Source organism: Nocardioides limicola, from assembly GCF_016827675.1.
GTDB lineage: Bacteria > Actinomycetota > Actinomycetes > Propionibacteriales > Nocardioidaceae > Nocardioides > Nocardioides limicola.
On sequence record NZ_JAERJA010000005.1, the window covers coordinates 26,721 to 50,963 of the forward strand.

At 71.7% G+C, this 24,243-nt stretch carries 28 protein-coding genes and 1 pseudogene; 13 read left to right on the forward strand and 16 right to left on the reverse strand.

What is annotated here, in order from left to right; all coding sequences use genetic code 11:
* Position 1 precedes the first annotated feature (1 nt).
* The 3 genes from JKG67_RS11305 to JKG67_RS11315 are packed head-to-tail and all read left to right on the forward strand — an operon-like array spanning position 2 to position 2,228.
* The gene (locus tag JKG67_RS11305) at positions 2-253 is read left to right on the forward strand and encodes a type II toxin-antitoxin system VapB family antitoxin (protein WP_203337426.1); all 252 of its coding nucleotides are present in this window, start codon (positions 2-4) and stop codon (positions 251-253) included.
* Complete coding sequence (locus JKG67_RS11310; protein ID WP_203337427.1) at positions 250-648, forward strand: type II toxin-antitoxin system VapC family toxin; 399 nt, start codon at positions 250-252, stop codon at positions 646-648. Before JKG67_RS11305 ends, JKG67_RS11310 begins: the two co-directional genes overlap by 4 nt.
* Entirely contained in the window at positions 645-2,228 is a 1,584-nt protein-coding gene (locus JKG67_RS11315) for a precorrin-2 C(20)-methyltransferase (protein ID WP_307816531.1), read from the forward strand. Before JKG67_RS11310 ends, JKG67_RS11315 begins: the two co-directional genes overlap by 4 nt.
* Position 2,229: 1 nt before the next feature.
* Here the strand turns inward: JKG67_RS11315 and JKG67_RS11320 are convergent, their stop codons facing one another.
* Positions 2,230-2,790 carry a hypothetical protein gene (locus tag JKG67_RS11320; RefSeq protein ID WP_203337428.1) on the reverse strand — a complete coding sequence of 187 codons (561 nt, stop codon included), beginning with the start codon at positions 2,788-2,790 and terminating at the stop codon, positions 2,230-2,232.
* A 131-nt stretch (positions 2,791-2,921) separates the two neighbouring features.
* On the opposite strand from JKG67_RS11320, the gene JKG67_RS11325 reads away from it, so the two are divergent.
* A complete protein-coding gene (locus JKG67_RS11325) occupies positions 2,922-3,914 on the forward strand; it encodes an LLM class flavin-dependent oxidoreductase (RefSeq protein WP_203337429.1) in 993 nt (330 codons plus the stop codon).
* On the opposite strand, the gene JKG67_RS11330 is transcribed toward JKG67_RS11325, so the two are convergent.
* Positions 3,911-4,621, reverse strand: coding sequence for a cobalt-precorrin-6A reductase (locus JKG67_RS11330; RefSeq protein ID WP_203337430.1), 711 nt, complete (start codon positions 4,619-4,621; stop codon positions 3,911-3,913). The genes JKG67_RS11325 and JKG67_RS11330 overlap by 4 nt on opposite strands.
* Positions 4,622-4,752: 131 nt before the next feature.
* Here JKG67_RS11330 and JKG67_RS11335 point away from each other — a divergent pair, with 131 nt between their 5' ends.
* Positions 4,753-5,865 (forward strand): cobalt-precorrin-5B (C(1))-methyltransferase, encoded by a 1,113-nt coding sequence (locus JKG67_RS11335; RefSeq protein WP_203337431.1) that lies wholly within the window; start codon positions 4,753-4,755, stop codon positions 5,863-5,865.
* Between the two features lie 27 nt (positions 5,866-5,892).
* Here the strand turns inward: JKG67_RS11335 and JKG67_RS11340 are convergent, their stop codons facing one another.
* The 6 genes and pseudogenes from JKG67_RS11340 to JKG67_RS11365 all read right to left on the reverse strand — a co-directional run bounded on the left by JKG67_RS11340 (position 5,893) and on the right by JKG67_RS11365 (position 11,010).
* On the reverse strand, positions 5,893-6,123 hold the full coding sequence (locus JKG67_RS11340; protein WP_203337432.1) for a hypothetical protein: 231 nt from the start codon (positions 6,121-6,123) through the stop codon (positions 5,893-5,895).
* Positions 6,124-6,434: 311 nt separating this feature from the next.
* Positions 6,435-7,175, reverse strand: a complete 741-nt coding sequence (cobM, locus tag JKG67_RS11345; protein WP_203337433.1) for a precorrin-4 C(11)-methyltransferase — start codon at positions 7,173-7,175, stop codon at positions 6,435-6,437.
* On the reverse strand, positions 7,172-7,819 hold the full coding sequence (cbiT, locus tag JKG67_RS19300) for a precorrin-6Y C5,15-methyltransferase (decarboxylating) subunit CbiT (RefSeq protein ID WP_443678537.1): 648 nt from the start codon (positions 7,817-7,819) through the stop codon (positions 7,172-7,174). The genes cobM and cbiT overlap by 4 nt, the downstream gene beginning before the upstream one ends.
* Positions 7,808-9,868 (reverse strand): annotated as a pseudogene (locus tag JKG67_RS11355) (cobyric acid synthase); the annotation flags it as partial. The gene cbiT and the pseudogene JKG67_RS11355, both read right to left, overlap by 12 nt.
* The gene (locus JKG67_RS11360; RefSeq protein WP_203337434.1) at positions 9,865-10,794 is read right to left on the reverse strand and encodes a cobalamin biosynthesis protein; all 930 of its coding nucleotides are present in this window, start codon (positions 10,792-10,794) and stop codon (positions 9,865-9,867) included. The gene JKG67_RS11360 and the pseudogene JKG67_RS11355, both read right to left, overlap by 4 nt.
* Positions 10,795-10,818: 24 nt before the next feature.
* Positions 10,819-11,010 (reverse strand): DUF5302 domain-containing protein, encoded by a 192-nt coding sequence (locus JKG67_RS11365; protein ID WP_203337435.1) that lies wholly within the window; start codon positions 11,008-11,010, stop codon positions 10,819-10,821.
* Between the two features lie 134 nt (positions 11,011-11,144).
* Between JKG67_RS11365 and JKG67_RS11370 the strand changes: the two genes are divergently transcribed.
* On the forward strand, positions 11,145-11,444 hold the full coding sequence (locus JKG67_RS11370) for a type II toxin-antitoxin system VapB family antitoxin (RefSeq protein WP_203337436.1): 300 nt from the start codon (positions 11,145-11,147) through the stop codon (positions 11,442-11,444).
* Positions 11,441-11,950 (forward strand): LytR C-terminal domain-containing protein, encoded by a 510-nt coding sequence (locus tag JKG67_RS11375; protein ID WP_203337437.1) that lies wholly within the window; start codon positions 11,441-11,443, stop codon positions 11,948-11,950. Before JKG67_RS11370 ends, JKG67_RS11375 begins: the two co-directional genes overlap by 4 nt.
* Positions 11,951-11,968: 18 nt before the next feature.
* On the opposite strand, the gene JKG67_RS11380 is transcribed toward JKG67_RS11375, so the two are convergent.
* Positions 11,969-13,432 (reverse strand): potassium/proton antiporter, encoded by a 1,464-nt coding sequence (locus tag JKG67_RS11380; RefSeq protein ID WP_203337614.1) that lies wholly within the window; start codon positions 13,430-13,432, stop codon positions 11,969-11,971.
* A 113-nt stretch (positions 13,433-13,545) separates the two neighbouring features.
* Between JKG67_RS11380 and JKG67_RS11385 the strand changes: the two genes are divergently transcribed.
* The 5 genes from JKG67_RS11385 (at position 13,546) to JKG67_RS11405 (ending at position 18,919) form a co-directional block, all read left to right on the forward strand.
* Positions 13,546-15,057, forward strand: a complete 1,512-nt coding sequence (locus JKG67_RS11385; RefSeq protein ID WP_203337438.1) for an FAD-binding protein — start codon at positions 13,546-13,548, stop codon at positions 15,055-15,057.
* A 93-nt stretch (positions 15,058-15,150) separates the two neighbouring features.
* Positions 15,151-16,320 carry a pyridoxal phosphate-dependent aminotransferase gene (locus JKG67_RS11390; protein WP_203337439.1) on the forward strand — a complete coding sequence of 390 codons (1,170 nt, stop codon included), beginning with the start codon at positions 15,151-15,153 and terminating at the stop codon, positions 16,318-16,320.
* Positions 16,321-16,395: 75 nt separating this feature from the next.
* Positions 16,396-16,809, forward strand: a complete 414-nt coding sequence (locus tag JKG67_RS11395; protein ID WP_203337440.1) for a hypothetical protein — start codon at positions 16,396-16,398, stop codon at positions 16,807-16,809.
* The gene (locus JKG67_RS11400; RefSeq protein WP_203337441.1) at positions 16,806-17,690 is read left to right on the forward strand and encodes a hypothetical protein; all 885 of its coding nucleotides are present in this window, start codon (positions 16,806-16,808) and stop codon (positions 17,688-17,690) included. Before JKG67_RS11395 ends, JKG67_RS11400 begins: the two co-directional genes overlap by 4 nt.
* Positions 17,687-18,919 carry a hypothetical protein gene (locus JKG67_RS11405; protein WP_203337442.1) on the forward strand — a complete coding sequence of 411 codons (1,233 nt, stop codon included), beginning with the start codon at positions 17,687-17,689 and terminating at the stop codon, positions 18,917-18,919. Before JKG67_RS11400 ends, JKG67_RS11405 begins: the two co-directional genes overlap by 4 nt.
* A 15-nt stretch (positions 18,920-18,934) precedes the next feature.
* Here the strand turns inward: JKG67_RS11405 and JKG67_RS11410 are convergent, their stop codons facing one another.
* Genes JKG67_RS11410 through JKG67_RS11440 form a run of 7 tightly spaced genes read right to left on the reverse strand, consistent with a single transcriptional unit; the run spans position 18,935 to position 23,215 of the window.
* Entirely contained in the window at positions 18,935-19,120 is a 186-nt protein-coding gene (locus JKG67_RS11410; RefSeq protein ID WP_203337443.1) for a type II toxin-antitoxin system Phd/YefM family antitoxin, read from the reverse strand.
* A 3-nt stretch (positions 19,121-19,123) separates the two neighbouring features.
* A complete protein-coding gene (locus JKG67_RS11415) occupies positions 19,124-20,575 on the reverse strand; it encodes a vWA domain-containing protein (protein ID WP_203337444.1) in 1,452 nt (483 codons plus the stop codon).
* Positions 20,575-21,450: an AAA family ATPase gene (locus JKG67_RS11420; RefSeq protein WP_203337445.1), complete on the reverse strand. Its 876-nt coding sequence runs from the start codon at positions 21,448-21,450 to the stop codon at positions 20,575-20,577. The genes JKG67_RS11415 and JKG67_RS11420 overlap by 1 nt, the downstream gene beginning before the upstream one ends.
* 49 nt (positions 21,451-21,499) lie before the next feature.
* On the reverse strand, positions 21,500-21,763 hold the full coding sequence (locus tag JKG67_RS11425) for a GlsB/YeaQ/YmgE family stress response membrane protein (protein WP_238998334.1): 264 nt from the start codon (positions 21,761-21,763) through the stop codon (positions 21,500-21,502).
* A 10-nt stretch (positions 21,764-21,773) separates the two neighbouring features.
* A complete protein-coding gene (locus JKG67_RS11430) occupies positions 21,774-22,547 on the reverse strand; it encodes a crotonase/enoyl-CoA hydratase family protein (RefSeq protein ID WP_203337446.1) in 774 nt (257 codons plus the stop codon).
* A gap of 36 nt (positions 22,548-22,583) precedes the next feature.
* Entirely contained in the window at positions 22,584-22,994 is a 411-nt protein-coding gene (locus JKG67_RS11435) for a type II toxin-antitoxin system VapC family toxin (protein WP_203337447.1), read from the reverse strand.
* A complete protein-coding gene (locus JKG67_RS11440; RefSeq protein WP_203337448.1) occupies positions 22,991-23,215 on the reverse strand; it encodes a type II toxin-antitoxin system Phd/YefM family antitoxin in 225 nt (74 codons plus the stop codon). Before JKG67_RS11440 ends, JKG67_RS11435 begins: the two co-directional genes overlap by 4 nt.
* Before the next feature lie 80 nt (positions 23,216-23,295).
* Between JKG67_RS11440 and JKG67_RS11445 the strand changes: the two genes are divergently transcribed.
* The gene (locus JKG67_RS11445; RefSeq protein ID WP_203337449.1) at positions 23,296-24,207 is read left to right on the forward strand and encodes a metallophosphoesterase; all 912 of its coding nucleotides are present in this window, start codon (positions 23,296-23,298) and stop codon (positions 24,205-24,207) included.
* Positions 24,208-24,243: the final 36 nt, after the last annotated feature.

Genomic DNA, 24,243 nt, shown 5'->3' on the forward strand with positions numbered 1-24,243 from the left:
CATGGGTCTGAACATCAAGAACGAGCATGTTCACCAGCTCGCCCGCCTGGCCGCCCAGCGCACCGGGACCACCCAGACCGGCGCCATCGAGGCTGCGCTCGAGCAGTACCTCGCCGGTCTCGACGAGCCTCAGCAGCGCTCGGCGCGGCGGGCCCGCGTCGACCTGATCCTTGCCGATGTCGACGCCAGGCTCGGGGATGGGCCCGGGCTCAGCACCGACGAACTGTACGACGACGCCGGGTTGCCCGCGTGATCGTCGACAGTTCAGCCCTGATCGCCGTGTTGGCGGCCGAACCCCTCCGTCCGCGACTGCTTGACGCGATGCTGGCCGCCGAGCGGCTGCTGATGTCGGCAGCCACCTACCTGGAGACCGCCGCCGTCATCGATCGCCGCGGCGACCCGGTGCTCTCCCGCCGGCTCGACGAGCTCCTCGAAGCCCTCGGCCTGGAGATCGTCGAGGTATCCCCGGACCAGGCCCGGCTCGGGCGGGAGGCCTACCGTGACTTCGGCAAGGGCTCGGGGCATCCGGCCGGCCTGAACTACGGGGACTGCTTCACCTACGCGCTGGCCAGGGACAGCGGGCTGCCGCTGCTGCACACCGGCGACGACTTCAACCACACCGACGTACGAACGGAGACCGTTCAGTGACGGCCATCGAGACCTCCCGACCCACCCGTCCGGGACGTTTGTACGGCGTCGGGCTGGGCACCGGCGACCCCAAGCTGTTGACGCTGCGAGCGGTCGAGGTGATCGATCAGGTCGACGTGGTCGCCTATCACTCCGCCCGCCATGGGCGCTCGCACGCACGGCGGATCGCGTCCGCGCACATCCGCGCCGACCACATCGAGGAGCACCTGGTCTATCCGCTGACCACCGAGACCACCGACCACCCGGGTGGGTATCGCGGCGCCATCGAGGAGTTCTACACCGAAGCCGCCGCCCGGCTCGCCGCGCACCTGGACGCCGGCCGCGACGTGGCCGTGCTGTCGGAGGGTGACCCGCTGATCTACTCCTCCTACCAGCACATGCACAAGCGGCTGGCGCATCGCTATCAGACCGAGACCGTGCCTGCGGTCAGTTCGATCTCGGCGTCCGTGGCTGCACTGGGGGTGCCGCTGACCGAGGCCGACGAGGTACTCACCGTGCTTCCGGGCACGCTCCCCACCGAGGAACTGGCCGCCCGGCTGGCCTCCACCGACTCCGCGGTGGTGCTCAAGCTGGGCCGCACCTTCGGGTCGGTGCGGGAGGCGTTGGCGCGCGCCGGGCGACTCGAGGACGCCTGGTTCGTGGAGCGGGCCACCATGGACGAGCAACGGATCGCGCGGTTGGCCGAGGTGGATCCGGACGAGGTGCCGTATTTCTCGATGGCGGTGCTCCCCTCGAAGGTCGCCGGGATGACGCCGAGGATCGGCACCGTCGACGGCGAGTCGCTCAACGAGTCGCTGGTCGAGCCTGTCGAGACCGAAGCCTCCGGGACGGCCGCCGGCTCGGTGACCGTGGTCGGCACCGGCCCGGCCGGACCGATGTGGCTCACCCCCGAGGTCAAGGGCGCGCTGGCGACCGCCGACGACATCGTCGGGTACACGACGTACGTGAAGCGGGTGCCCGAGCGTCCCGGCCAGGTCCGGCACCTGTCGGACAACAAGGTCGAGTCCGAGCGCGCCGAGTTCGCGCTCTCGCTGGCTTCGCAGGGGCGCCGGGTGGTGGTGGTCTCCAGCGGCGACCCGGGCGTCTTCGCGATGGCCACCGCGGTGCTGGAGGTCGCTTGCGAGCCGCGGTACGCCGGCGTACCGGTGCAGGTGCTGCCGGGGATGACCGCCGCGCACGCCGCCGCCGCCCGGGTCGGCGCCCCGCTGGGGCACGATTACGCGACCATCTCGCTGTCGGACCGGCTCAAGCCGTGGGACGTGATCGCCCAGCGGATCCGGGCCGCCGCCGAGGCCGACCTGGTGCTGGCCATCTACAACCCCGCCTCCTCGGAGCGGCGCTGGCAGGTCGAGGCGCTCGCCGAGTTGCTGATGGAGATCCGCAAGCCCGACACCCCGGTGGTGCTCGCCCGCGATGTCGGCGGGCCCACCGAACAGATCCGGATCGTCGACCTGGCCACCCTCGACCCGGATGTGGTGGACATGCGCACCCTGATCCTGGTCGGCTCCTCGCAGACCCAGCGGGTGGACCGCGCTGGCGGGGACACCGTGGTGTGGACGCCGCGGCGCTACCCGGAGTAAGTCACCGGCGTCGTATCGCGAAGAGCTCCTCATCGGTGATCGGGGTGAAGGTGCCCGCGCGCCACTCTCCCCAGGCTCCGCCGCTCTCGGCGAGCCACGCTGCGAGTTCCTCGACGTAGTCGGCAGCGGCGGCATTCAACTGCGCCGCGTCCATCTCCGGCTCGGCCAAGGCATAGTCGAACCGCTCGCCGAAGGCCCGCACGCACGCCCATCGCAGCTCGTCGGGGGCATCGTCGCCGTCAGGTCCGAGTCGGAAGTAGCCCTTGGACGCGTCGACCTCCCCCGCACCGGAGAACTCGTCGTCGTTGGCGGGATGACCCGGGAACTCCCCGAAGGCGACCTCCATGACGGACTCGTAGGTGCGTTCGGTCGCCGCCTCGAACCAGCTCTCGATCAGCGCCCACGACACTCCATCCACCGGATTCCGCCCCACCAGAACCGCCACCTCGAAAGGCTCCCCCGGCTGAGCGAGGCTGCGCACCAACGGACCCAGCAGTCGGTCAAGGAGCCACGACGAGTAGGGGTCGGTGGCCGGGGCCGAGAACGGATCGCTGGTCACCATGTGCCTCTCCGTGGGTAATAGCGGGAGTACCGGTGCGCCCGAGCGGCAGTCGAGTGCACCGCGCCACACTATCCGCTCCTGCCCGATCTGCGCCGCCTCCCGGAATAGCGCCCCGACCCCCGAGGTTGGTGATGACCGTGCCCACCCCACTCTCGATCCTCGACCTGGCCACCGTCGCCCGCGACTCCACTCCTGCCGAGGCGTTCGAGGCGAGTGTGGCGCTGGCCCGGGCCGCGGAACGGCACGGATACGCGCGGGTCTGGTACGCCGAGCACCACAACATGCCCTCGATCGCCTCGTCGGCCACCGCGGTGCTGATCGCCCACATCGCCAACCACACGTCGACCATCCGGCTCGGCTCCGGCGGGGTGATGCTGCCCAACCATCCGCCGCTGGTGATCGCCGAGCAGTTCGGCACCCTGGCCACCCTGCACCCGGACCGGATCGATCTGGGCATCGGCCGGGCGCCGGGCACCGACATGCAGACGGTGCGGGCGTTGCGCCGCGACGCGGGCGCCGCGCACTCCTTCCCCGGCGATGTGCGCGAACTGCAGGCCTTCCTCGACACCGACGTGGACGGCGTACGGGCCATCCCGGGGACGGGCACCAAGGTGCCGATCTACGTGCTCGGGTCGTCGACGTACGGCGCCCAACTGGCCGCGGAGTTCGGCCTGCCGTACGCGTTCGCGTCGCACTTCGCGCCCGCGGCGCTCCAGCAGGCGGTGGCGCTGTATCGAGCCGAGTTCCAGCCGTCGGAGCAGTTGGCCGAGCCGTACGTGATCGCCGGCGCGAACGTGATCGCCTGCGACACCGACGAGGAGGCCGCCGACTGGTTCCGGATCGTGCGGCGGTCGCGGGCGCGACGCTTCCTGGGACGCAGCGGGCTGGGCGATTTGAGCGACGAGCAGGTCGACACGCTGCTGGAGACCCCGCAGGGTCAGCAGGTGGCGCAGATGCTGCACTACTCCGCGGTCGGGTCGCCGGAGACGGTGGCGGCGTGGATGGGTGAGTTCGTGACGCACAGCGGGGCCGACGAGGTGATCACCGTGCACTCGGTGCCCGGCCTTGAGGCGCGGCTGCGGTCGGTGGAGTTGCTGGCCCAGGCCTGGGGGTTGGGCGCTTAGCCCAACCAGTCCAGTACGCCGTCCACGTCGCGCACGTGGGCGATCCCGTCGGGGAGCGGCGGGCGGTCCACCACCACCACCGTGACACCGAGCTCCTCGGCTGCGGTGAGCTTGGCCTCGGTCGCGGGGGAGCCCGAGTCCTTGGTGACCAGCATGGTGATCTCGTGGTCGCGTAGCAGGGTGCGTTCGTCATCCAGGGTGAACGGGCCGCGGGCGAGCAGCAGTTCGTGGTGCTCGGGCAGCGGCGGGTCGGGTGGCTCGATGGCTCTGATCAGGAACCATGCCGGTGAGTTCGCGTACGCCGCGACCTCCTGCCGACCGATGGTGAGGAACACCCGTCCGGCGGCGACCGCGGCTGCGGCCGCATGATCAGCGACCCTGGTCCAGCCGGGTCGGTCCGACCACGCCGGCCGGCGGAGCACGACGTGGTGGGTGCCGGTCATCGCCGCGGCGGTGACGGCGTTGGCGGTGATCGTGGCGGCATAGGGGTGGGTGGCGTCCACGAGTGCGTCGTACCCGACCTCGGCCAGGTGGGCCGCCAGTCCGCCGGCGCCACCGAACCCACCGACCCGGACCGCGCCCGGCGGCAGCAGCGGATCGGTCACCCGCCCGGCCAGCGACGAGGTGACGTTGTGGCCGGCAGAGATCAGGACGCCCGCCAGCGCCCGCGCCTCCGCGGTCCCTCCCAGAATCAACACCCTCGCCATGCGGCTCATCCTCCCCCACGAGATGTACTTCATGGCCGCGCGAGGTGGGGGTTGTGGCCCGCCGAGGTGGGGGTTGTGGCCGACTGGTGGGCTGCTCCGTGGCTACCTCGGGGTCGGTGGATGATGGTGCGGTGAGCGAACAAGAGCCGGTGAGCGGTCGCGGGGCGCAACTGGCGCGCACCGGGCTGCGCAGCGGCTGGACCACCGGCGCCTGCGCCACTGCGGCGACCACGGCGGCGTACCAGGCGCTGCTCACCGGCGAGTTTCCCGACCCTGTCACCATCCGGCTGCCCGCCCATGAGCCGGCGTTCGCGCTCGCGGTCGAGGAGTTGGCCGCCGGTCACGCGATGGCCGGGATCGTGAAGGACGCCGGCGACGACCCGGACGTCACCCATGGGGCGCTGGTCCGGGTCACGGTACGACGTGGCGCGCCGGGCAGCGGGGTCACGTTCGTGGCCGGACCAGGGGTCGGCACGGTGACCAAGCCGGGACTGCCCCTGGCGGTCGGTGAGCCGGCGATCAATCCCAAGCCTCGTGAGTTCATCACCGACCACGTGCAACGCCTGGCTGTGACCCACGGGGACGCCGGCGACCTGGTCGTGGAGATCTCGGTCGACCACGGTGAGGAGATCGCGCGCTCCACCTGGAACCCCCGGCTCGGCATCCTCGGCGGCCTCTCCATCCTGGGCACGACCGGCGTGGTCGTCCCGTACTCCTGCAGCGCATGGATCGACTCGATCCGACGCGGCATCGACGTGGCCCGGGCCGCCGGCCACAGCCACGTCGCCGGCTGCACCGGGTCGACCTCGGAGCGGGTGGCGGTGCAGACCTACGCGCTTCCCGAGGACGCGCTGTTGGACATGGGGGACTTCGCCGGCGCGGTGCTCAAGTACCTACGCCGGCACCCGGTCCCCCGGCTCAGCATCGTCGGAGGCTTCGCGAAACTCTCCAAGCTGGCTGCGGGTCACCTGGACCTGCACTCGGGGCGGTCCCAGGTGGACCTGGGGTTCCTCAGCGCCCTCGCCACCGAGGCCGGTACGCCGCTCGAGCTCACCGACGCGAACACCGGCCTGGAGGCACTGCACCGCGCGCAAGCGGCCGGCGTACCGCTCGGCGATCTGGTCGCGGAGCGCGCCACCGACACCGCCCTCGGCGTCCTACGCGAGGCGCCGGTCACCGTCGACGTCATCTGCATCGATCGGGCCGGGGAGGTCGTGGGGCGGAGTCAGCCGCGGTCGCGTTGAGCGTGACACACGCAACCGATCACAGGCTCATGGCGTTGGCTTCTGCAGGCTCGCCAACCACTCGTTCGCTACCGCAATCGCGGACTCACGTTCCGGAGCAACTGTTCGCCTCTCAAGCCGCTCGACCTCCGCCAGCGCATCGGTCTTCCAAGACACAAGGGCGACGACGTGCTGGCCCCGAAAGAGCCGCGAGATCATCCACTGAACGGGAATCAGCACGAGGAAGGTCACCACCCAGGCGACCAGTTCGTGCTCCAACAGGAAGCCACCCCTAGGGACCACCCAGAAGCCACGCCGGACCACCCGAACCACCTGGGTGCGATCGCCCTCCCTCAGCGCAGGAGACTGGAAGGCAAACCAAGGCCATAGGTGGTCATCGGATGACTTGTCCTGTTCGCGAGAAGTCACAGGGTCCCTTTCGCCAGTGCCGTGACGGCAAGGAGGACACTAGCTCCCAAGCGAGGCTAACCACGGCATCGACCGGGATGGCAAGACCGTGGGGCGGAGTCAGCCGCGGCGTCGCTGAGCGGCCACAACGCCCACCTCGGCGGGCCACAAACCCCACCTCGTCAGCGGGGGCGGGTGCAGCTGTAGAGGTGGGAGTCGCGGAAACCCTCGGCGGCCAAGGAACGACCGACCAGGATCACCGCGGTACGACGCAGCCCGGCCTCGGTGACCTGCGCGGCGATGGTGGCCAGCGTGCCGCGGAGCACCACCTCGCCGGGCTGGGAGGCGTAGGCGACCACCGCGGCCGGACAGTCCGATCCATAGTTGGGCAGCAACTCGGCGACCACCTCATCGACCAGGTGGGTGGCCAGGTGCAGCACGATCAGCGCGCCAGCCCGGCCCAGGTTGTCCAGGGTCTCCCGGGGCGGCATCGCGGACGCCTCCCGGGCCAGCCGGGTGAGCACCACCGACTGGTTCACCTCCGGCACGGTCAGCTCACGGCCCAGCGCGGCCGCGGCCGCGGCGAAGGCCGGCACGCCGGGCACCAGCTCGTGGTCGATGCCGCGCGCCTCCAGCCTGCGGAGCTGCTCGGCCACCGCGGAGTAGATCGACAGATCCCCCGAGTGCAGCCGGACCACATCCAGGCCCCCAGCATCGGCGGCCACGAACTCGGCCTCGATGGCGTCCAGGTCCAAGCCCTGGGTGTCCACCAGCCGGGCGTCGGCGCGACACTCGGCGAGCAGTTCAGCAGGCACCAGCGACCCGGCGTACAACACCACCGCGGCCTCGCGGAGCAACCGCTGACCACGCACGGTGATCAGGTCCGGTGCGCCGGGTCCGGCACCGACGAAACGCACCGTCATGGACTCTCCTCGGGTTTGATCGCGATCCACTGCACCACCGGCAGCGCGGCGCGCCAGCCGGTGAAGGCGCCGACATCTCCCGCGCGGGCGACCTCCAGCCGGGTCAGTGTGCCGCCCAGCTTCTCCCGCCACGTGACCAGGTCGGCGGCCGACTCCAGGGTGACCGCGTTGGCGACCAGCCGGCCGCCGGGTCGCAGCGCCGCCCAGGCCGCGTCCACCACCCCGGCACCGGTCAGCCCGCCGCCGATGAAGACCGCGTCCGGGGCGGCCAGTCCGGCCAGCGCCTCGGGTGCGGTGCCGACCACCACCCGCAGCTGCGGTACGCCGAGTGCGCGGGCGTTGCGCTCGATCCTCGCGGCCCGCTCGGCGTCACGCTCGATCGAGATCGCGGCCGCGCCGCCGGCCCGCATCCATTCGATGCCGATGCTCCCGGACCCGCCGCCGATGTCCCACAGCGCCTCGCCGGGCCGCGGTGCCAGCGTGCTCAGGGTGACCGCCCGGACCTCGCGCTTGGTCAGCTGGCCGTCGTGCTCGAACGCCTCGTCGGGAAGCCCGGCGACCTCTGGCCAGGACACTCTCCCGGCAAACTCGACGGCGACCACGTTGAGCCGCGGATAGGGCCCGGCGACCGCGTCCGCGCGCACCCGGTGCGACGACTCCGTCGCCGTACCGAGGTCCCCGAGCACCGTCAACTCCGACTCCCCCCAGCCGTGCTCGACCAGGATCCGACCGACCTCAGCCGGCGTACCGCCGTCGACCGAGAGCACCAGCGCCCGGCCACCCGCGTGCCGCAGCAGCGCGTGCGCGTCGCCGGTCAACGTGGAGACCACCGGGGTGTGTTCGGTCGGCCAGCCCAGCCGGGCACAGGCCAGGGAGACCGACGAGACCGCGGGGATCACCCGCAGCGACTCGGGGCCGAGCGCAGCGGCGAGGGTGCGTCCCAGACCATGGGTCATCGGGTCGCCGGAGGCGAGTACCACGACCCGGCGACCTGCCTGGGCAGCGATCGCCTCGGTCGGGTCGAACGGGCTCGGCCACAGCGTTCGCTCGGCGGTCACGTCGCCGGGCAGCAGGTCGAGTTGGCGGCGGGCACCGAGCACCACCTCGGCCTCGACGAGCAGCGCCCTGGCCAGGTCACCGAGGCCCGACCAGCCGTCGGCACCGATGCCGATCACCGGGAGGGGGTCTCGACCAGCTCGACCGACCGGGAGCGGGTCTCGACCAACGGGGGCAACGCCGGCGTCGACGATGCGCATCAACGCGTCGTACCCGACATGCTCCTCGACCGCGTCCGCGAGCCGGTCCAGCATCGCCTCCCGCCGGTCGGCGTAGGACACCCCCGGCCGCGGTTCCCAGGCCGCACCCGACCGCGCTGCCACGTCGCCCAGGAACGCCCGGCGGAAGTCGTCGTTCTCGAAGGCGCCATGCCAGGTGGTGCCGAAGACCGGCCCCCGCGACCAGCCGTCCAGGAACGCCTCAGCGGTCGCGCCGTCGACGAGGCCAGCCACCCCGTGATGGATCTCGTACGCCGTCACTCGATGTCCGCGCCAGGCTCCCGCGGGCAGCCCGAGGACCTTCTCGGCGCCGAACTCCACCCGGGTCGGCAACAGCCCCAGCCCGGCGACCTCGCCGCCACCCTCGACCCCGGCCGGGTCGCTGATCAGCTCGGCGAGCATCTGGTGGCCGCCACAGATCCCCAGCACCGTCCCACCGGCGGCGACCCGGCGGCGCAGCACCTCGTCGAGGCCGCGTTCGCGCAGCCAGGTCAGGTCGTTCATGGTGGCCCGGGAGCCGGGCAGCACCACCAGATCGGCCTCGGCCAGATCACCGGCCCGGCTGGTCAGGGTGACCGAGACACCCGGCTCGGCGGCCAGGGCGTCGATGTCGGTGGCGTTGGAGATCCGGGGGAACCGGAGCACCGCCACCCGCAGTTCGGAGGCCCCGGAGTCGGGGATCGCGGCCAGCGCCAGGGCGTCCTCGGAGTCGAGCCAGACGTCGTCGAGCCAGGGCAGCACGCCCAGCACCGGCAGCCCGGTGCGTTGCTCGAGGGTGCGCAGCCCGGGGGTCAGCAGCGTCACGTCGCCCCGGAACTTGTTGACGATCCAGCCACGCAGCAGGGCCGCGTCGGCGGGGTCGAGGATGCCGTGGGTGCCGTACATCGCAGCCAGCACGCCGCCGCGGTCGATGTCGCCGACCACCACCACCGGCAGGTCGACCTCGCGGGCCAGGCCGAGGTTGACGTAGTCGCCGCCGCGCAGGTTGACCTCGGCGGGCGACCCGGCGCCCTCGGCGACGATCACGTCGTAGCGGCTGGCCAGGTCGCGGTAGGCGGCGAAGGCGGCCTCGGCGAGGTGTCGTCGGCCGGTGGCGAACTCTCCGGCGTCCAGGGTCCCGGCGGGGCGGCCCATCATCACGATGTGTGAGCGCCGGTCCGAGCCGGGCTTGAGCAGCACCGGGTTCATCGCCGGCTCCGGAGTGACCCGGGCCGCGATCGCCTGCAGCCACTGGGCTCGCCCGATCTCCGCACCGTCACCGTCGGCGGCCAGGCAGACGTGGGAGTTGTTGGACATGTTCTGGGACTTGAACGGCGCCACCGAGACTCCGCGGCGGGCCAGCAGTCGGCAGATCCCGGCGGTGACCAGGCTCTTCCCGGCGTCCGAGGTGGTGCCGGCGACCAGCAGCCCCCGGCTCATCGTCGGCTCCGCAGCAGCGCGGCGGCCACGGCGACCACCAGGGCGGCCACTCCGACCCGACGCGACAGCCGGCCGACGGCAGCCACGTCGGGGACCGTCACCGCGCGTCCGTCACCCATCACGCCTCGATTCTCGGTGATGCCGTGGTAGCGGTTCTCACCGCCCAGCCGAATCCCGAGCGCCCCGGCGAAGGCGGCCTCGACCGGTCCGGCGTTCGGGGAGGGGTGGAGGTCGGCATCGCGCCGCCAGATCCGCCACGCGCCAGCCCGGTCCGGACCGATCCCGACGGTGACCAGGGCGGTGGCCCGCGCCGGCAGCCAGTTGGCGGCGTCGTCGAGTCGGGCGGCCGCCCAGCCGAAGTCGGCGTACCGGTCGTTGCGGTAGCCGACCATCGCATCGAGGGTGTTGACCGCCCGGTAGCCGAGCAGGCCGGGGACCCCGGCCACCGCGCCCCACAACAGCGGCGCGACGACCGCGTCGGAGGTGTTCTCCGCCAGCGACTCCACCGTCGCCCGGGCGAGTTCGTCCTCGCCCAGCCTGGACGGATCGCGGGCGCACAGGTGGCTGAGTCGCTCCCGTGCCGCGCCCAGGTCGCCGCGCTCGAGGCGCGCCGACATCTCGGCCCCTTCGCGCAGCAGTGAGGTGCCCCCCAGCACCACATAGGTGGCCGCGGCCACGACCGCTGTCTCGGTGGCTGGCCCGCCGCGGCGGGCCAGTCGCTCGATGGCGACCCCGCCGAGGGTCACTGCGCCGACCAGCACCCCGACGTACGCCGTGCCAGCAGCGCGGTCGGGCCGATACCGGCGCCGCTCCAGGGCGCGGGCCGCGGTGCCGAACCCGGCGACCGGATGCCCTCTGCGCGGGTCACCGAGCGTCGCGTCGAGGCCGAAGCCCAGCAACAGGCCAACGGCTCGGGCGGTGCTCATGAGGTGGCACGGTAGCCGCCCGGGTCAGGACCCTCCGCCACCCGCCTTGCGGCGATGCATCTTCGGCGCTCCGCCGATGACCTCGGGGCCATGCACCTTCTCCGGGGCCTCGCTGTCGTGATGGGCCTCGTGGTGCTGGTTGTTCTTGCGATCCAGGGCCTCGCGCATCTTGGCCTTCAGGTCGGCGTTCGCGTCGTTGTCGCGCTTTCCGGTCATCTCCACAACCTCCTGCTTCGGTGCCCCCACCATGTCACCGTCCGGCTGGGAACCCAACCGGTTTCTGGACGTGTCGAGGCGCCGCTTCGGCTGCGGCCAGCGGCGGCCCGGCCCGTCTCCTCTATGATCCAGCGGTGATCTTCAAGCGGGTGGGCGACGGGCGCCCCTACCCCGACCATGGGCTGAGCTCGCGTGGTTGGGCGCAGGTGCCACCCCGTCAGGTGCGACTCGACGACCTGGTCACCACCAAGGCGATGCTCAATCTGGAGAGCCTGCTGGATGCGGACTCCACGTTCTACGGCGACCTGTTCGCGCATGTGGTCCGGTGGCGGGGTGACCTCTATCTGGAGGACGGCCTGCATCGGGCGGTCCGGGCTGCACTGCAGCAGCGTCTGGTGTTGCATGCCCGGGTGTTCGAGGTGGGCGACGAATGAGCAACGCGATGCGGTCGGCGGCCACCTTGGCGGTGCTGTCGGTGCTGGTGCTGCTGGCCGCCGTCTGGGGGTGGCAGGCGGTGACCGCGCCGGTGCGCGAGGAGGTCGTGGAGACCGGCCCGCCGCCCCTGTGTGTGGACCGTGCGGTGGCGACCGGCGACCGGGTCACGCCCGACCAGGTGACCGTCAGTGTCTACAACGCCAGCGGTCGTGCCGGGCTGGCCAACTCCACGCTGGAGGCACTGGTGGAGGCCGGGTTCGCCCCCGGCCGGACAGGCAACGCGCCTCCCGGTGTGGAGGTGCGCTTCGTCCGGATCTGGGCCGAGGACCCGCAGCACCCGGCGGTGCGCCTGGTGGCCCGGCATCTGGGCAACCCGGTGGTCCGACCCAACGAGGGTCTCGACACTCCGGGCGTGATCGTGCTGGTGGGCGCGGAGTTCGCCGGAGTCGAGGACGGTCCGGCATCGGTGCCGGCCCGGTTCGACGCGCTGGTCTGCGGCCCCTGACGCGCCGTACCCCGGCCACTACTCCAGCCAGCGCGCCAGGCGACCGCGCTGGGACACCGCTCTGAGCCTGCGCTCGGTGGCCTCGCGGACGGCACGTGGGGTGACCACGAGCAGGTCGTCGCCGCGTTTGAGCACCGCGTGTGGGTCCGGCACCCTCGTCTTGCCGTCCCGGACGATCAGGGCGATCACCGCGCCGACGGGGAGCCGAAGCTCGCGGATCTCGACCCCGTGCAGCTTCGAGCTCGGCGCGATGGTCACCTGGAGCACTTCGGCGTCGACCCGGCCGAGGGGGGCGGCTTCGAGGTCGAAGCCCCGCGGCTCGGCCCGGCGGGAGACCTTGAGCAGTCTGGCCGCCACCGGCAGGGTCGGCCCGGTGACCAGGGTGAAGACGACCACCATCACGAAGACGATGTCGAAGAGGCGTTGCGCATCGTCGGCGCCGGCAGCGAGGGGGATGGTGGCGAGGACGATCGGCACCGCCCCGCGCAACCCTGCCCAGGACAGGAAGCCGAGGTCGCGCCAGGGCATCGGCTGGACCGCCGCACAGACCAGCACCGACACGGGCCGGGCGACCAGTGTGAGGATGAGGCCGGCCAGCAGCGCGATGCCGACGACCTCCCAGGTGAGCCGGCTCGGTGAGAGCAGCAGGCCGAGCATCACGAACAGGCCGATCTGGGCCAGCCAGGCCAGCCCTTCCACGAAGGAGCGGGTGGCGGCCCGGTGCGGCAGCGCGGTGTTGCCGAGCACCAGCGCCGCGACGTAGACGGCGGCGAAGCCGGAGGTCCAGGCCACCGACGCGACGGCATAGCCGAGCAGGGTCAGGGTGAAGATCGCCAGCGGGTAGAGACCCGAGGACGGCAGCGCCACCCGGCGCATCAGCATCGCCCCGCCGAGTCCGACCCCGTAGCCGAGCAGCGCGCCACCGAGCAGTTGGAAGACGATGATCGCGGCTGTCCCGCCGAAGCCGTGCTCGATGGCGGCGCCGGAGGTGATCAGGGTGACCAGCACGATGGTGGGGGCGTCGTTGAGTCCGGACTCGGCCTCCAAGGTGCCGGTGAGTCGCTGCGGCAGGGGCACCACCCGGAGCACCGAGAAGACCGCGGCGGCGTCGGTGGGGGCGGTGATCGCGGCCAGCAGTACCGCGAGCTCCCAGGGCATGCCGAGGATGTAGTGGGCGGCCACCGCGACCACGGTCACCGAGGCCGCGGTGCCCAGCGTGGCCAGCGCGACGCCCATCCGCATCCCGGGGCGGACCCGGTCCCAGTCGGTGGAGAGGCCACCTTCGGCCAGGATGATGACCAGGGCCCCGAAGCCCAGCGCTTGAGCCAGATCGGCGTCGGAGAAGCTGATCCCGAGTCCCGCCTCGCCGAGCGCGACGCCCATCAGCAGGTAGAGCAGCAGGCTGGGCAGACCCGCCGAGAACGAGATGCGCACCGCCAGGATCGCCAGCAGGGTGACCGTGGCGCCGACCAGCACGAACATGTTGAGCTGCTGGACGTCGAAGCTCACGGCGGCCTTTCCGGTCGGTGGCCACGAATCCTATCGGCCACCGACGGGAGGTGGTCAGCGATTAGAACCTGTTCTAGTATTGCGTCATGGTCGAGACCGCCGGAACTGCCCTGCCCGCCACACTGCCCGCCTCTGTCGTCGACGGCAACACCGACATCGCCGATGTGGTGGTGGTCGGCTTCGGCATCGCCGGCGGATGTGCCGCCCTGGAGGCGGCCCGGGCCGGGGCCAAGGTGGTGCTGCTGGAGCGCGCAGCAGTCCACGGCGGCACGTCGTCGATGAGCGGCGGACACTTCTACCTCGGCGGCGGTACGGCGGTGCAGCGGGCCACCGGCCACGACGACTCCCCCGAGGAGATGTTCCGCTACCTGATGGCGGTGATGAAGGAGCCCGACGCGGAGAAGGTCCGGGCCTACTGCGACGGCTCGGTCGAGCACTTCGACTGGCTCGAGGACCTCGGCTTCGAGTTCGAGCGGTCCTACTACCCGGAGAAGGCCGTGATCCAGCCCGGCACCGAGGGTCTGATGTTCACCGGCAACGAGAAGGTGCACCCCTTCCGCGACCAGGCGAAGCCAGCCCCCCGCGGCCACAAGGTGCCGGTGCCCGGGGACACCGAGGGGACCCGGGTGATCATGGACCTGCTGCGCACCCGGGTCGAGGAGGCGGGCGTGGACGTCCGGTTCGAGACCGGGGCGACGAACCTGGTGCTGGCCCAGGGCGGGGCCCCGACCGACTCGACCGACTCGACCGGCGAGGGCTCGGACGGCGAGGTGGTCGGCGTCGCCTGGAAGCGCTTCACCGAGACCGGCGTGATCGCCACCCGATCGGTGGTGTTGGCCGCCGGCGGCTTCGTGATGAACGCGGACATGGTGGCCAAGTACACCCCCAAGCTCGCCGAGAAGCCGTTCGTGCTCGGCTCCACCTACGACGACGGGCTGGGCATCCGGCTCGGCGAGTCGGTAGGCGCGGCGACGGCGTTCATGGACGAGCCGTTCATCACCGCCCCCTTCTATCCGCCCTCGTCCCTGGTCAAGGGGATCCTGGTGAACAAGCGCGGCGAGAGGTTCGTCGCCGAGGACTCCTACCACTCCCGCACCTGCGGCTTCGTGATGGAGCAACCCGACTCCGCGGCGTACCTCATCGTCGACTCCGAGCACATCGAGCACCCGGCCTTCCCGCTGGCACCGTTCATCGACGGCTGGGAGACGGTGGAGGAGATGGAGGAGGGCCTCGGCCTGCCCACCGGGTCGCTGGCCAAGACCCTGGACCGCTACAACGAGCACGCCGCCCGCGGCGAGGACCCCGACTTCGGCAAGCACCCCGACTGGCTGGCCCCGCAGGCGACCGGCCCCTGGGGCGCCTACGACCTGACCCTGGGCAAGGCGTTGTACGCCGGCTTCACCCTCGGCGGTCTGGTGACCACGGTCGACGGCGAGGTGCGCCGCCCCGACGGGTCGGTGATCGCCGGCCTGTACGCCGCCGGCGCCTGCGCGTCCAACATCGCCCAGGACGGCAAGGGGTACGCCTCGGGCACCCAGCTCGGCGAGGGCTCCTTCTTCGGCCGCCGCGCCGGCCGACACGCGGCGCAGCGCTCCTGACACCCAGCGCTCCGGACACCCAGCGCTCCGGACACCCTGCGCTCCGGACACCCTGCGCTCCGGACCTGGCGACACCTGACAGACTGAGCGGTCATGACCGACCGCTGGCAGATCGCGAGTCGTGCGAACGTGCCGCCGTTCCACGTGATGGACCTGTTGGCCCGGGCCGCGGAACGGCAGCGCAGCCACGGAGATCTGGTGAATCTGGTCGCCGGCCAACCGAGCACCGGGGCACCCGCCGCGGTCCGGGCCGAGGCGAGGCGGCTACTGGCCGGCCCCGACCCGCTCGGCTACACCGTCGCCAGCGGCATCCCGGAACTGCGCGAGGCCATCGCGGCGTACCACCTCGACCAGCACGGTCTGAGCGTGGACGCGGCGGACGTGATCGTCACCACCGGCTCCTCGGGCGGCTTCCTGCTGGCGTTCCTGGCCGCCTTCGAGCCGGGGATGCGGGTGGCGATGGCCCGGCCCGGCTACCCCTGCTACCGCAACGTGCTGACCGCGCTGGGCTGCGAGGTCGTCGAGCTCGACTGCGGACCGGCGACCCGCTACCAGCCGACGGTCGCTCAGTTGGAGGCGCTCGACACGCCGGTGCACGGCCTGATCCTGGCCAGTCCGGCGAACCCGACCGGCACGATGCTGCTGCCCGAGGAGTTGGCGGCGCTGGCGACCTGGTGCGAGGGACGCGGCGTACAGCTGATCAGCGACGAGATCTACCACGGCATCGAGTACGCCGCCCCGCACCTGGCCCGCTCCGCCTGGCAGAGCAGCCGGGAGGCGATCGTCTTCAACAGCTTCTCCAAGTACTTCTCGATGACCGGCTGGCGGATCGGCTGGATGCTGGTGCCGGCACGCCTGCGCCGCGCGGTCGACGTCCTGACCGGCAACTTCACCATCTGTCCGCCGGTGCTGAGCCAGCACGCCGCCATCGCCGCGTTCACGCCCGAGGCGCGCACGGAGCTGGACGGTCACGTCGCCCGGTACGCCGACAACCGGGCCGTGCTGCTGGCCGGCCTGGCCGACCTCGGGATCACCGGACTGGCCCCCGCCGACGGCGCCTTCTACGCCTACGCCGACATCGGCGACCTGACCGACGACTCGATGGCCTGGTCGCTGGCGCTGCTGGCGCGCACCGGCGTCGCCGTGGCGCCGGGCGTCGACTTCGACGTCGTGAACGGTCACCGGTTCGTCCGGTTCAGTTTCGCGGGGCCGGGTGAGGACCTGGAGCGCGGCCTCGAGCGGCTCGCCGAGGTGATCGGTTGAGAAGCCCGGAACTTTTCTGGGTTCGGAAGGTTTGACCGGCAGCTGAGTGGGTAGGACCCTCATCGAGGAGGTTTCATGTACGGCGACGACGACGTGATCCGGCACCGGATCGGACAGCTGCGTGAGCAGGGCACCGACCTGCGCTCGCTGGCCGACCAGTTGGTGGCCCGGGTCGACGGCAGCAACTGGACCGGGCGGGCCGGGGAGTCCCTGCGCGGCCGGGTCCGGGACCGGGCGGCCCTGCTCCGCGCCAGCGCCGGAGACCACGACACGGCTGCGGACACACTGGCCCACCACCTCACCACCGTCGAGGACACCCGGGACACCATCACCGGGATCGAACGACGAGCAGGTGCCCTGCTCACCGAGGCCAGGGCCCGCGCCGAGGCCGGCACCGACGACCCCTCCGACGCCGCCCTGCTCACCTTCACCCCACCGCCGGCGGGCCACCGCGACTGGCTCGACCTCGACCTTCCGGGACTGAGATGACCACGATCGACCTGACCTCCAGAGCCGCGGCTGCTGCCGCCGGACCCTTCGGCGAGTTGCCTCGCCGGGTCGGCCTGACCCTGCCCGAACTGCAGTTGCTCGCCGAGTTCGCCGGCGGCGCCCCGCTGCCGTTCGATCTGGCCGACGTGCCGGCCACGAACCCTCTCGAGGGGCGGCTCGGCGACAGCCCCCAGGGCGGCGACCGTGCCGCCCACGAGCGCGCCGTGGCCGCCCTGCACGATCCCCGTGAGTCACTGCAGCGACGCGGGTTGCTCGTCGACGACACCCCCGATGCCGGCGCGGTGGGGGCGATCGGTCTGCTGGCGGCTCCCGAGCTCGCCCTTGACATCGAGGTGGCTGTCGCCTCCGGCCAGGCCCGGGCGTGGCACCGGCAACGTGCCGGAGCGGTGGCGATGCTGGGCACGGTCGACGGGATCGTCTTCGAGCTCGCCTGGTGCGCGGCCAGGCATTGGGCCGATGAGCTGGCCCGGGTGGCGGTGCTCCCCGAGGACCTGACCCTGACCGACTCCCAGGTCCCCACTCACCTGGTGATGCCCTACTCCGTCGCCGACGCGGTCGGCGAGGCGATGGCCACCGGACGGGGTGATGTGGTGACCACGTTGACCTCCGGGGACGCCCAGTTGGCCGGTGCCGCCACCGCCCTGCACACGGAGGCACGTGGCCGACTCCGGGTGCTGGCGGCCCGGGTGGCCGACGAGACGACCCGGATCGGGGTGGTGAGCTGGCTGCTGGTCGGTGACGGCTGGCGGGCGCTGCGGCCGCACGGTGCCGGGGACGACCTGCAGGTGGAGGTGCGGTCGGTGGAGCCTGCCGACCTCGCCGCAGAACTGGCGCCGGTGCTGACGGAGGTGCGCGCATGAACGACGACCGCTACATCGAGATGCTCCGGCTGGCGGAGTCCTTCGGCAACGCCGCCGAGGAGTTGCGCCACCGCGCCCGCCTGGGTCAGGAGATCCTCACCGACCCCGACGTCAGCGACTCCGCTCCGCTGTCGCCGCGCACCTTCGAGGCGGTGGAGCGCGACGTGCGGGCGGCGACCACCGGTGGCCACGGCCTGCTGTCGCGATCCCTGGAGTTGGACGCCGACGCGCTGGTGGTCCGGGCCACCGTGCACACCTACCAGTGGATCGACGCACTGACAGCCGCCGCCCAGGCGTCGTTCGGCACGATCGCCGGTCGCGCCTTGGGCTATCTCGCTCCCGAGGTCGAGCTCGGCGGCGCCATCGTCTCCGCTGGGCTGATCGAGACCGACGCCCTGGATCGCGACCATGTGGCGGCCTACCTCGGCGAGTTGGCCGAATCCCATCCCGAGTTGATGGACCACGTCACCAGCGGTGGCGGCGGGCTGATCGACGCCCTGCAGATGCGCTCACTGTTGACCAGCCCGGTGCTCGCTGGCCCTGACAGCGCGGCGGCCGCCCGCGGCGGCCGGCGGGCGATCGGCATCAGCGACGTGGAGACGAGTGCCGCCGCAGCGCTGCGCGACGTCGCCGGACTGGAGTCCGCCGGGCCCGAGGCTGCCGTCGATGCCGGCTCCGGCGCCGCACCGGCGACCCTCGCCGACCTGCTGGCCGCCGTCGAGCAGAACGCGGAACCGGTGCTGGTCAGCCGCGTCGGCGACGACCGGTGGATCGCCTACCTCTCCGAAGCCAGCGCCCCGTCGGCCCGGCTCAGGCTGGTCGGCGCCGGCCCCGAAGTAGGCCGGACCGTGGCGGCGATCGCCGAGATCACCGGCCCCGGCGCCCGGGTGATGCTGGTCGGTGGCGGCCGGGCCGGCGCCCTGGCGGCCGAGGTGGCCGCGGCAGCCACCCCGTTCACGGTCGACCAGGTGGTCACCGCCGGCGCCCCGGCAGCGCACGTGCCGCGCCTGCCCGCATCGGTGCGGATGCTGTCGCTGGAAGATGACGCGGACCCGGTGGCGCTGCTCGGATCGTTGATCAACCACGGCAGCGACAACCGGGTGACGGTCATCTACAGCAGCGACGACACCGGTTGGGCGGCTGGCGGGCGGGCCGCGGACGCCGCGGATCACCCGGCGTTGCGCGCCGAGATCCAGCGGATCCGGGAGTTGGGTTACCTGGCCGGCTGATCGCCCCTGGCCGAATCAGCGGGCCCGATGGACCGAGTTGCGGTGACCGACCTCGACCACAGTGAGGGTGCGGCTGCCGAAGATGGGTGCGACCAGCGGTTCCGCGTTGCGCGTGATCGTGTACCGCTCATGCTCGCGCTCGGCGCGATCGGCGAACTCGGACAGGTGAGCCTTGAGGTCCGACAGTGAGGTGATCTGCATGGCTCAGACGATGTCGTGCACGAAGTCGGTCAGCTGGGTGAGGTTGCGGCACTCCACCATCGGCACCACCTCCCCGTAGGCGGTCGCCGCGGAGTCACCGGTGTCCCAGTTCCGACGGGCCTCGGGGTTGAGCCACCACGCGTGCCGGGTCTGCGCCTTGATCGTGGTGAGGGCGTCGAGGCCGAGATCGCTCCAGTTGGAGCGGGCATCTCCGAGGATCAGCAGGGAGGTCCGCGGGCCCAGCGCGTCGGCATGCAGTTCGGCGAACTTGGTGAACGCCCGGCCATAGTTCGTCCGCCCCCACAAAGCCGCATGGGCGGTGCTGGCGGAGAGCTCCTCCATCGTCTCGACGATGTCGCGGCCCGGCCGGAAGTGGTCGGTGACCTCGTGCACGTGGTCGATGAAGGTGAAGGCGCGCACCTTGCTGAACTGCTCACGCAGGGCGTGCACCAGCAGCAGCGTGAACGAGGCGAAGTGGGCCACCGACCCGCTCACGTCACAGAGCACGACCAGCTCGGTGCGGTGCGGCCGGCGTGGCCGGTGGTGGGTGGTCAGCGGCACCCCACCGGTGGACAGCGAGGCCCGGACGGTACGCCGGAAGTCCAGCGGGCCCCGGCGCCGGGCGTGCTGCTCCTGGGCCAACCGGGTGGCCAGCCGCCGCGACAGCGGATAGAGGAGCCGGCGCATCTCATCCAGGTCGGTGCGTCGGGCGGCGAGGAAGTCGAGGCGATCGATACTCGGCCGCACCGTCACGTCGGCGACATGCTCGGGCCCCTTCTGCTCCGCGATCCGTCGCCGGGCGTCGTCCTCGACCCGGCGGGTGAAGTCGGCGATCCGGGAGGCGGTCAGGGTCTCGGCGCGTTCGGTGTCCTCGCCGGCGGCGACCAGGGCGGCGGCGATCCGGTCGGCGAGTTCGCCGGGTCGGATCCGGTTCATCGCCTGGTGGGCGGACCACGACGACATGCCCTCCCCGCGGCCCGGCATCGCCCCGAACCGGGCCGTGCCCTCGACGGCCAGCCGGCCCAGCTCCGGGTCGTCCGCCGCGGCCAGGGCGGCCTCGAGGCGCGACTGGTACTCCGCCAGGGCTTCGGGCCCGTCCTGCCGGCGGCGGTGCAGCGCCTGCTGATCGAGGTCGATCCGGTCGGGCCCGTGGTCGAGGTGGTCGGGGTGGTCGAGACCCTCGTCCCCGACCCCGTCGCCGACCAGCGCGGGGAACCACAGGTCGAAGACGGTGTCGAAGGTGGTCCGGTGGTCGTGGCGTTTGACCAGGGTGGCGGCGTACACGGCGCGCACCGTCTCGCGCTCACCCCAGCCGACCCGGCCGAGCCCCGCGACCGCGTCCAGACCCTCGGCCAGCGACACCGACAGCCCGGCCTTGCGCAGGGCGGCCAGGAACTCGAGGTGCCGGTCCAGCAGTCCGGGCGGCACCGGTGGTCGGCTGCGGAACCGGGGCATCAGCGGGTCCGCAGTCGCAGTTCCCGGATGGCGCGCTCGGCGTCGGAGGCGTGCTTGAGCACGGCGCCGAGGGTGCTGGTGATCGCGTCGTTGTCCAGGTCTCGGATCTCCAGGGCGATCAGGGTGCGCGCCCAGTCGATCGACTCGGCGATCGACGGTGCCTTCTTGAGCTCCAGTTCCCGCAACCGGGCGACCACGTCGACGAGCTGGGTGGCCAGCCGCTGATCCAGGTCAGGCACCTTCGAGGTGATGATCTCGCGCTCCCGGTCCGCCTCGGGATAGTCCAGGTGCAGGTAGAGGCACCGTCGCTTCAAGGCCTCCGACAGCTCGCGGGTGGCGTTCGAGGTCAGTACGACGAAGGGACGCGCCGCCGCGGCGATGGTGCCCAACTCAGGGATGGTGACCTGGAAGTCGGACAGGATCTCCAGCAGCAGTCCCTCGAACTCGACATCGGTCTTGTCGACCTCGTCGACCAGCAGCACCGTGGGTTCGGTGCGCCGGATCGCGGTCAGCAGCGGCCGGGTGAGCAGGAACTCCTCGGTGAAGATCTCGTCGTCCCAGACGTTCCCGATGTCGGTGGAGTCGTCACTGGCGGCGGCCTGGATGCGGAGCAGTTGCTTCTTGTAGTTCCACTCGTACAGTGCCCGGGCCTCGTCCAGGCCCTCGTAGCACTGCAGCCGCACCAGGTCGGCGCCGCAGGCGGCGGTGACCGCCTTGGCCAGCTCGGTCTTGCCGACGCCAGCCGGCCCCTCGATCAGCAGGGGCTTGCCCAACGCGCCGGCCAGGTAGCCGATGGTGGCGGTGGCGTCGTCGGTCAGGTAGCCGACATCGGCGAGTCGGCGGGTCGCATCGGTCGGCGAGGAGAACCAGGTCACCCGGCCGACCCTACTGCCGGACGTCAGCTGCGGGCCGTGCGGCCGGCCGTCAGCTGCGGGCCTTGCGGCCGACCAGTCCCTCGGCGGTGCCGACCAGCAGCACCGCAGCGATCACCGCGATCACGAAGCGGGTGAAGGTGAAGTCGGTGATCGGCCGATCACCGAAGAGGCTGGCGATGGTGCCGGCGATCAGCGCCGCGACACAGCCGAGACCGATGGTGGCGAGCAGACCGAGATCCTGCTTCCCGGACTTGAGAAGTCGAGCAACGGCACCGATCAACAGACCGACGATGATGAACGAGATGATTCCCATGACTGCGACCCTACCCGGGAATCGGGGCCGCAGCCCCGTGTCGGCCCTCGCCGCCGGCGAACCGGGCCGCACCGGCCAACGCGTCGCTGTGCAGCGACACCATGCCGTGCGCGAACTCCACAGCCAGTGCCTCCGGCTCGGTCAGCCCCTCACCGTCGAGCACCGAGAGCCGATCGCGCCGCAGGCAGGTCTGCGGCAGCGTCGCCAACTGCTCGGCGAGTTCGACGGCGCGGACCAGCGCGGTGCCTCGGGGCACCACGCGGTTCACCAGGCCCAGGTCCCGGGCCTCGGCGGCGCCCACCTCCCGGCCGGTGAGGATCAGGTCCATCGCCCGGCTGGCGCCGATCAGCCGGGGCAGCCGGACCGTGCCACCGTCGATCAGCGGCACCCCCCAGCGGCGACAGAAGACGCCCAGTACGGCGTCCTCGGCGGCCACTCGCAGGTCGGCCCAGCACGCCAACTCGAGACCTCCGGCGACGGCGTACCCCTCGATGGCAGCGATCACCGGCTTGCCCAACTGCATCCGGGTCGGCCCCATCGGCCCGGGTCCGTCGGGATCGGCCCGGTTGCCCTGGTCGGTGCCGACCTTCTTCAGGTCGGCACCGGCGCAGAAGGTGCCGCCGGCACCGGTGAGCACGGCGACCGCGGCATCCTCGTCGGAGTCGAAGGCCGCGAACGCCTCGTACAGGGCGGCAGCGGTGGGGCCGTCAACGGCATTGCGGGCGTCCGGCCGGTCGATGGTGATGACGGTGACCGGCCCGTCGCGGTCGATGCGAACTGTCATGGAGACACCCTAGGGTTTGCCGGTGATCGGGGGCGGTCACCAGCGCAGCACGGCAAGATCGGCGACCCCGTCGAAGGCGGGGTCGGCGGTCACCAGGGTGAGTTCATGGTTCAGCGCCTGGGCGGCCAGCAGTCGGTCGAACGGGTCCTTGTGGTCCCAGTCCAACGTGCCGGCGAGCAACGCGTCGTCTGTCGTGACGGCCAGTTCGAGCGCTCGCAACCCTCCCCTCGCCTCGGACCAGGAACCGCACAGGGCCGCGGCGCCCGTGTACTTGCCCAGCCTGACCTTGAGGGACACCTCGAAGGCCGACCCCGCCGACACGAACCGTCGCGGGGACGACTCGAGGGCGGTGAGAACGTGAGCCGGAACGGTGGCGCCGCGGGCCACGCACCAGTAGAAGGCATGCGTGTCGAGCAGGAGGTCCCCGCGGTTGGCCGCCCCACTCACAGACCCATCTCCGCCAGTTCGTGATCGGTCATGGGGGCGAAGAACTCTGCGGGGATCTCGGGCAGGTCGAGGAATCCGATCTCGACGCGCGGCTGCGTGTAGGGCTCCAGTCGAGCGATGGGCGTGCCGCCGCGAGCGATCACGATCTCCTCCCCCGCCTCGACGCGCGCCAGCAGTCGCGAGAGGTTGGTCTTCGCCTCGTGCACATTGACGGTCGTCATGATCTCGAGGATAGCAAACTAAGTTCGGTGGACTAAGTCCTGTCGCATCCGTTCTCGGCTGGTCGCCGTAGGCTCAGGGTGTGGAACCGCTCGGCCAGTACCCCGATCCCACCCATGTGGTGGCTCACCTCAGCGACCCGCATCTGCTCGCCGACAGCCTGCAGTACGGCGCCATCGACACCGCCGCGCACCTGGAGCGGGCGCTCACCCGCCTCGGCCGCCTGCCCACCCCGCCCCAGGCGCTCATCTTCACCGGGGACCTGGCGGACAAGGCCGAGCCGGCGGCGTACGCGAAGCTCCGGGAGATCGTGGAGCCGGTGGCTGCACAGATCGGCGCCGAGGTCGTCTGGGTGATGGGCAACCACGACGACCGGCGGGCCTACGCGCAGGGCCTGTTCGGCGTCGACACCGAGGCGCCCCAGGACCGGGTCCATGACGTCGCCGGTCTGCGGATCGTCGCGCTCGACACCAGCGTCCCGCACTGGCACCACGGCGAACTCTCCGACGACCAGCTCGACTGGCTTCGCGACGTCCTCGCCGAGCCGGCTCCGCACGGGACCCTGCTCGCCCTGCACCATCCGCCGATTCCGGTGCCGATGCTCCGCCTGGCCGAGCTGATCGAGTTGCACGACCAACCGCGTCTCGCCGAGGTCCTCGCCGGGACCGACGTGCGCGGCATCCTCGGGGGACACTTCCACTTCACGTCGTGGTCCACCTTCGCCGGCGTACCGGTCTCGGTCGCCTCCGCGACCTGCTACACCTCCGAGCTCGCCCCGGACCAGCGGCTGCTGTCCGCCGTCGATGCCCACCAGTCCTTCACCATGCTGCACCTGTACGACGATCGGGTGGTGCACTCGGTCGTGCCGGCCACCGACGGGCCCGAGGTCAGCGGCTACGGGCTGGAGATGCTGGAGCCGTTCCTCGCCCTGACGCCCCAGCAGCGCTTCGAGATGGTCTCCCACCGGAACTCCCCGCTCAACCGGCCCGACTGAGCCAGAAACTCCCCGCTCGATCGGCCGGGCTGAGCC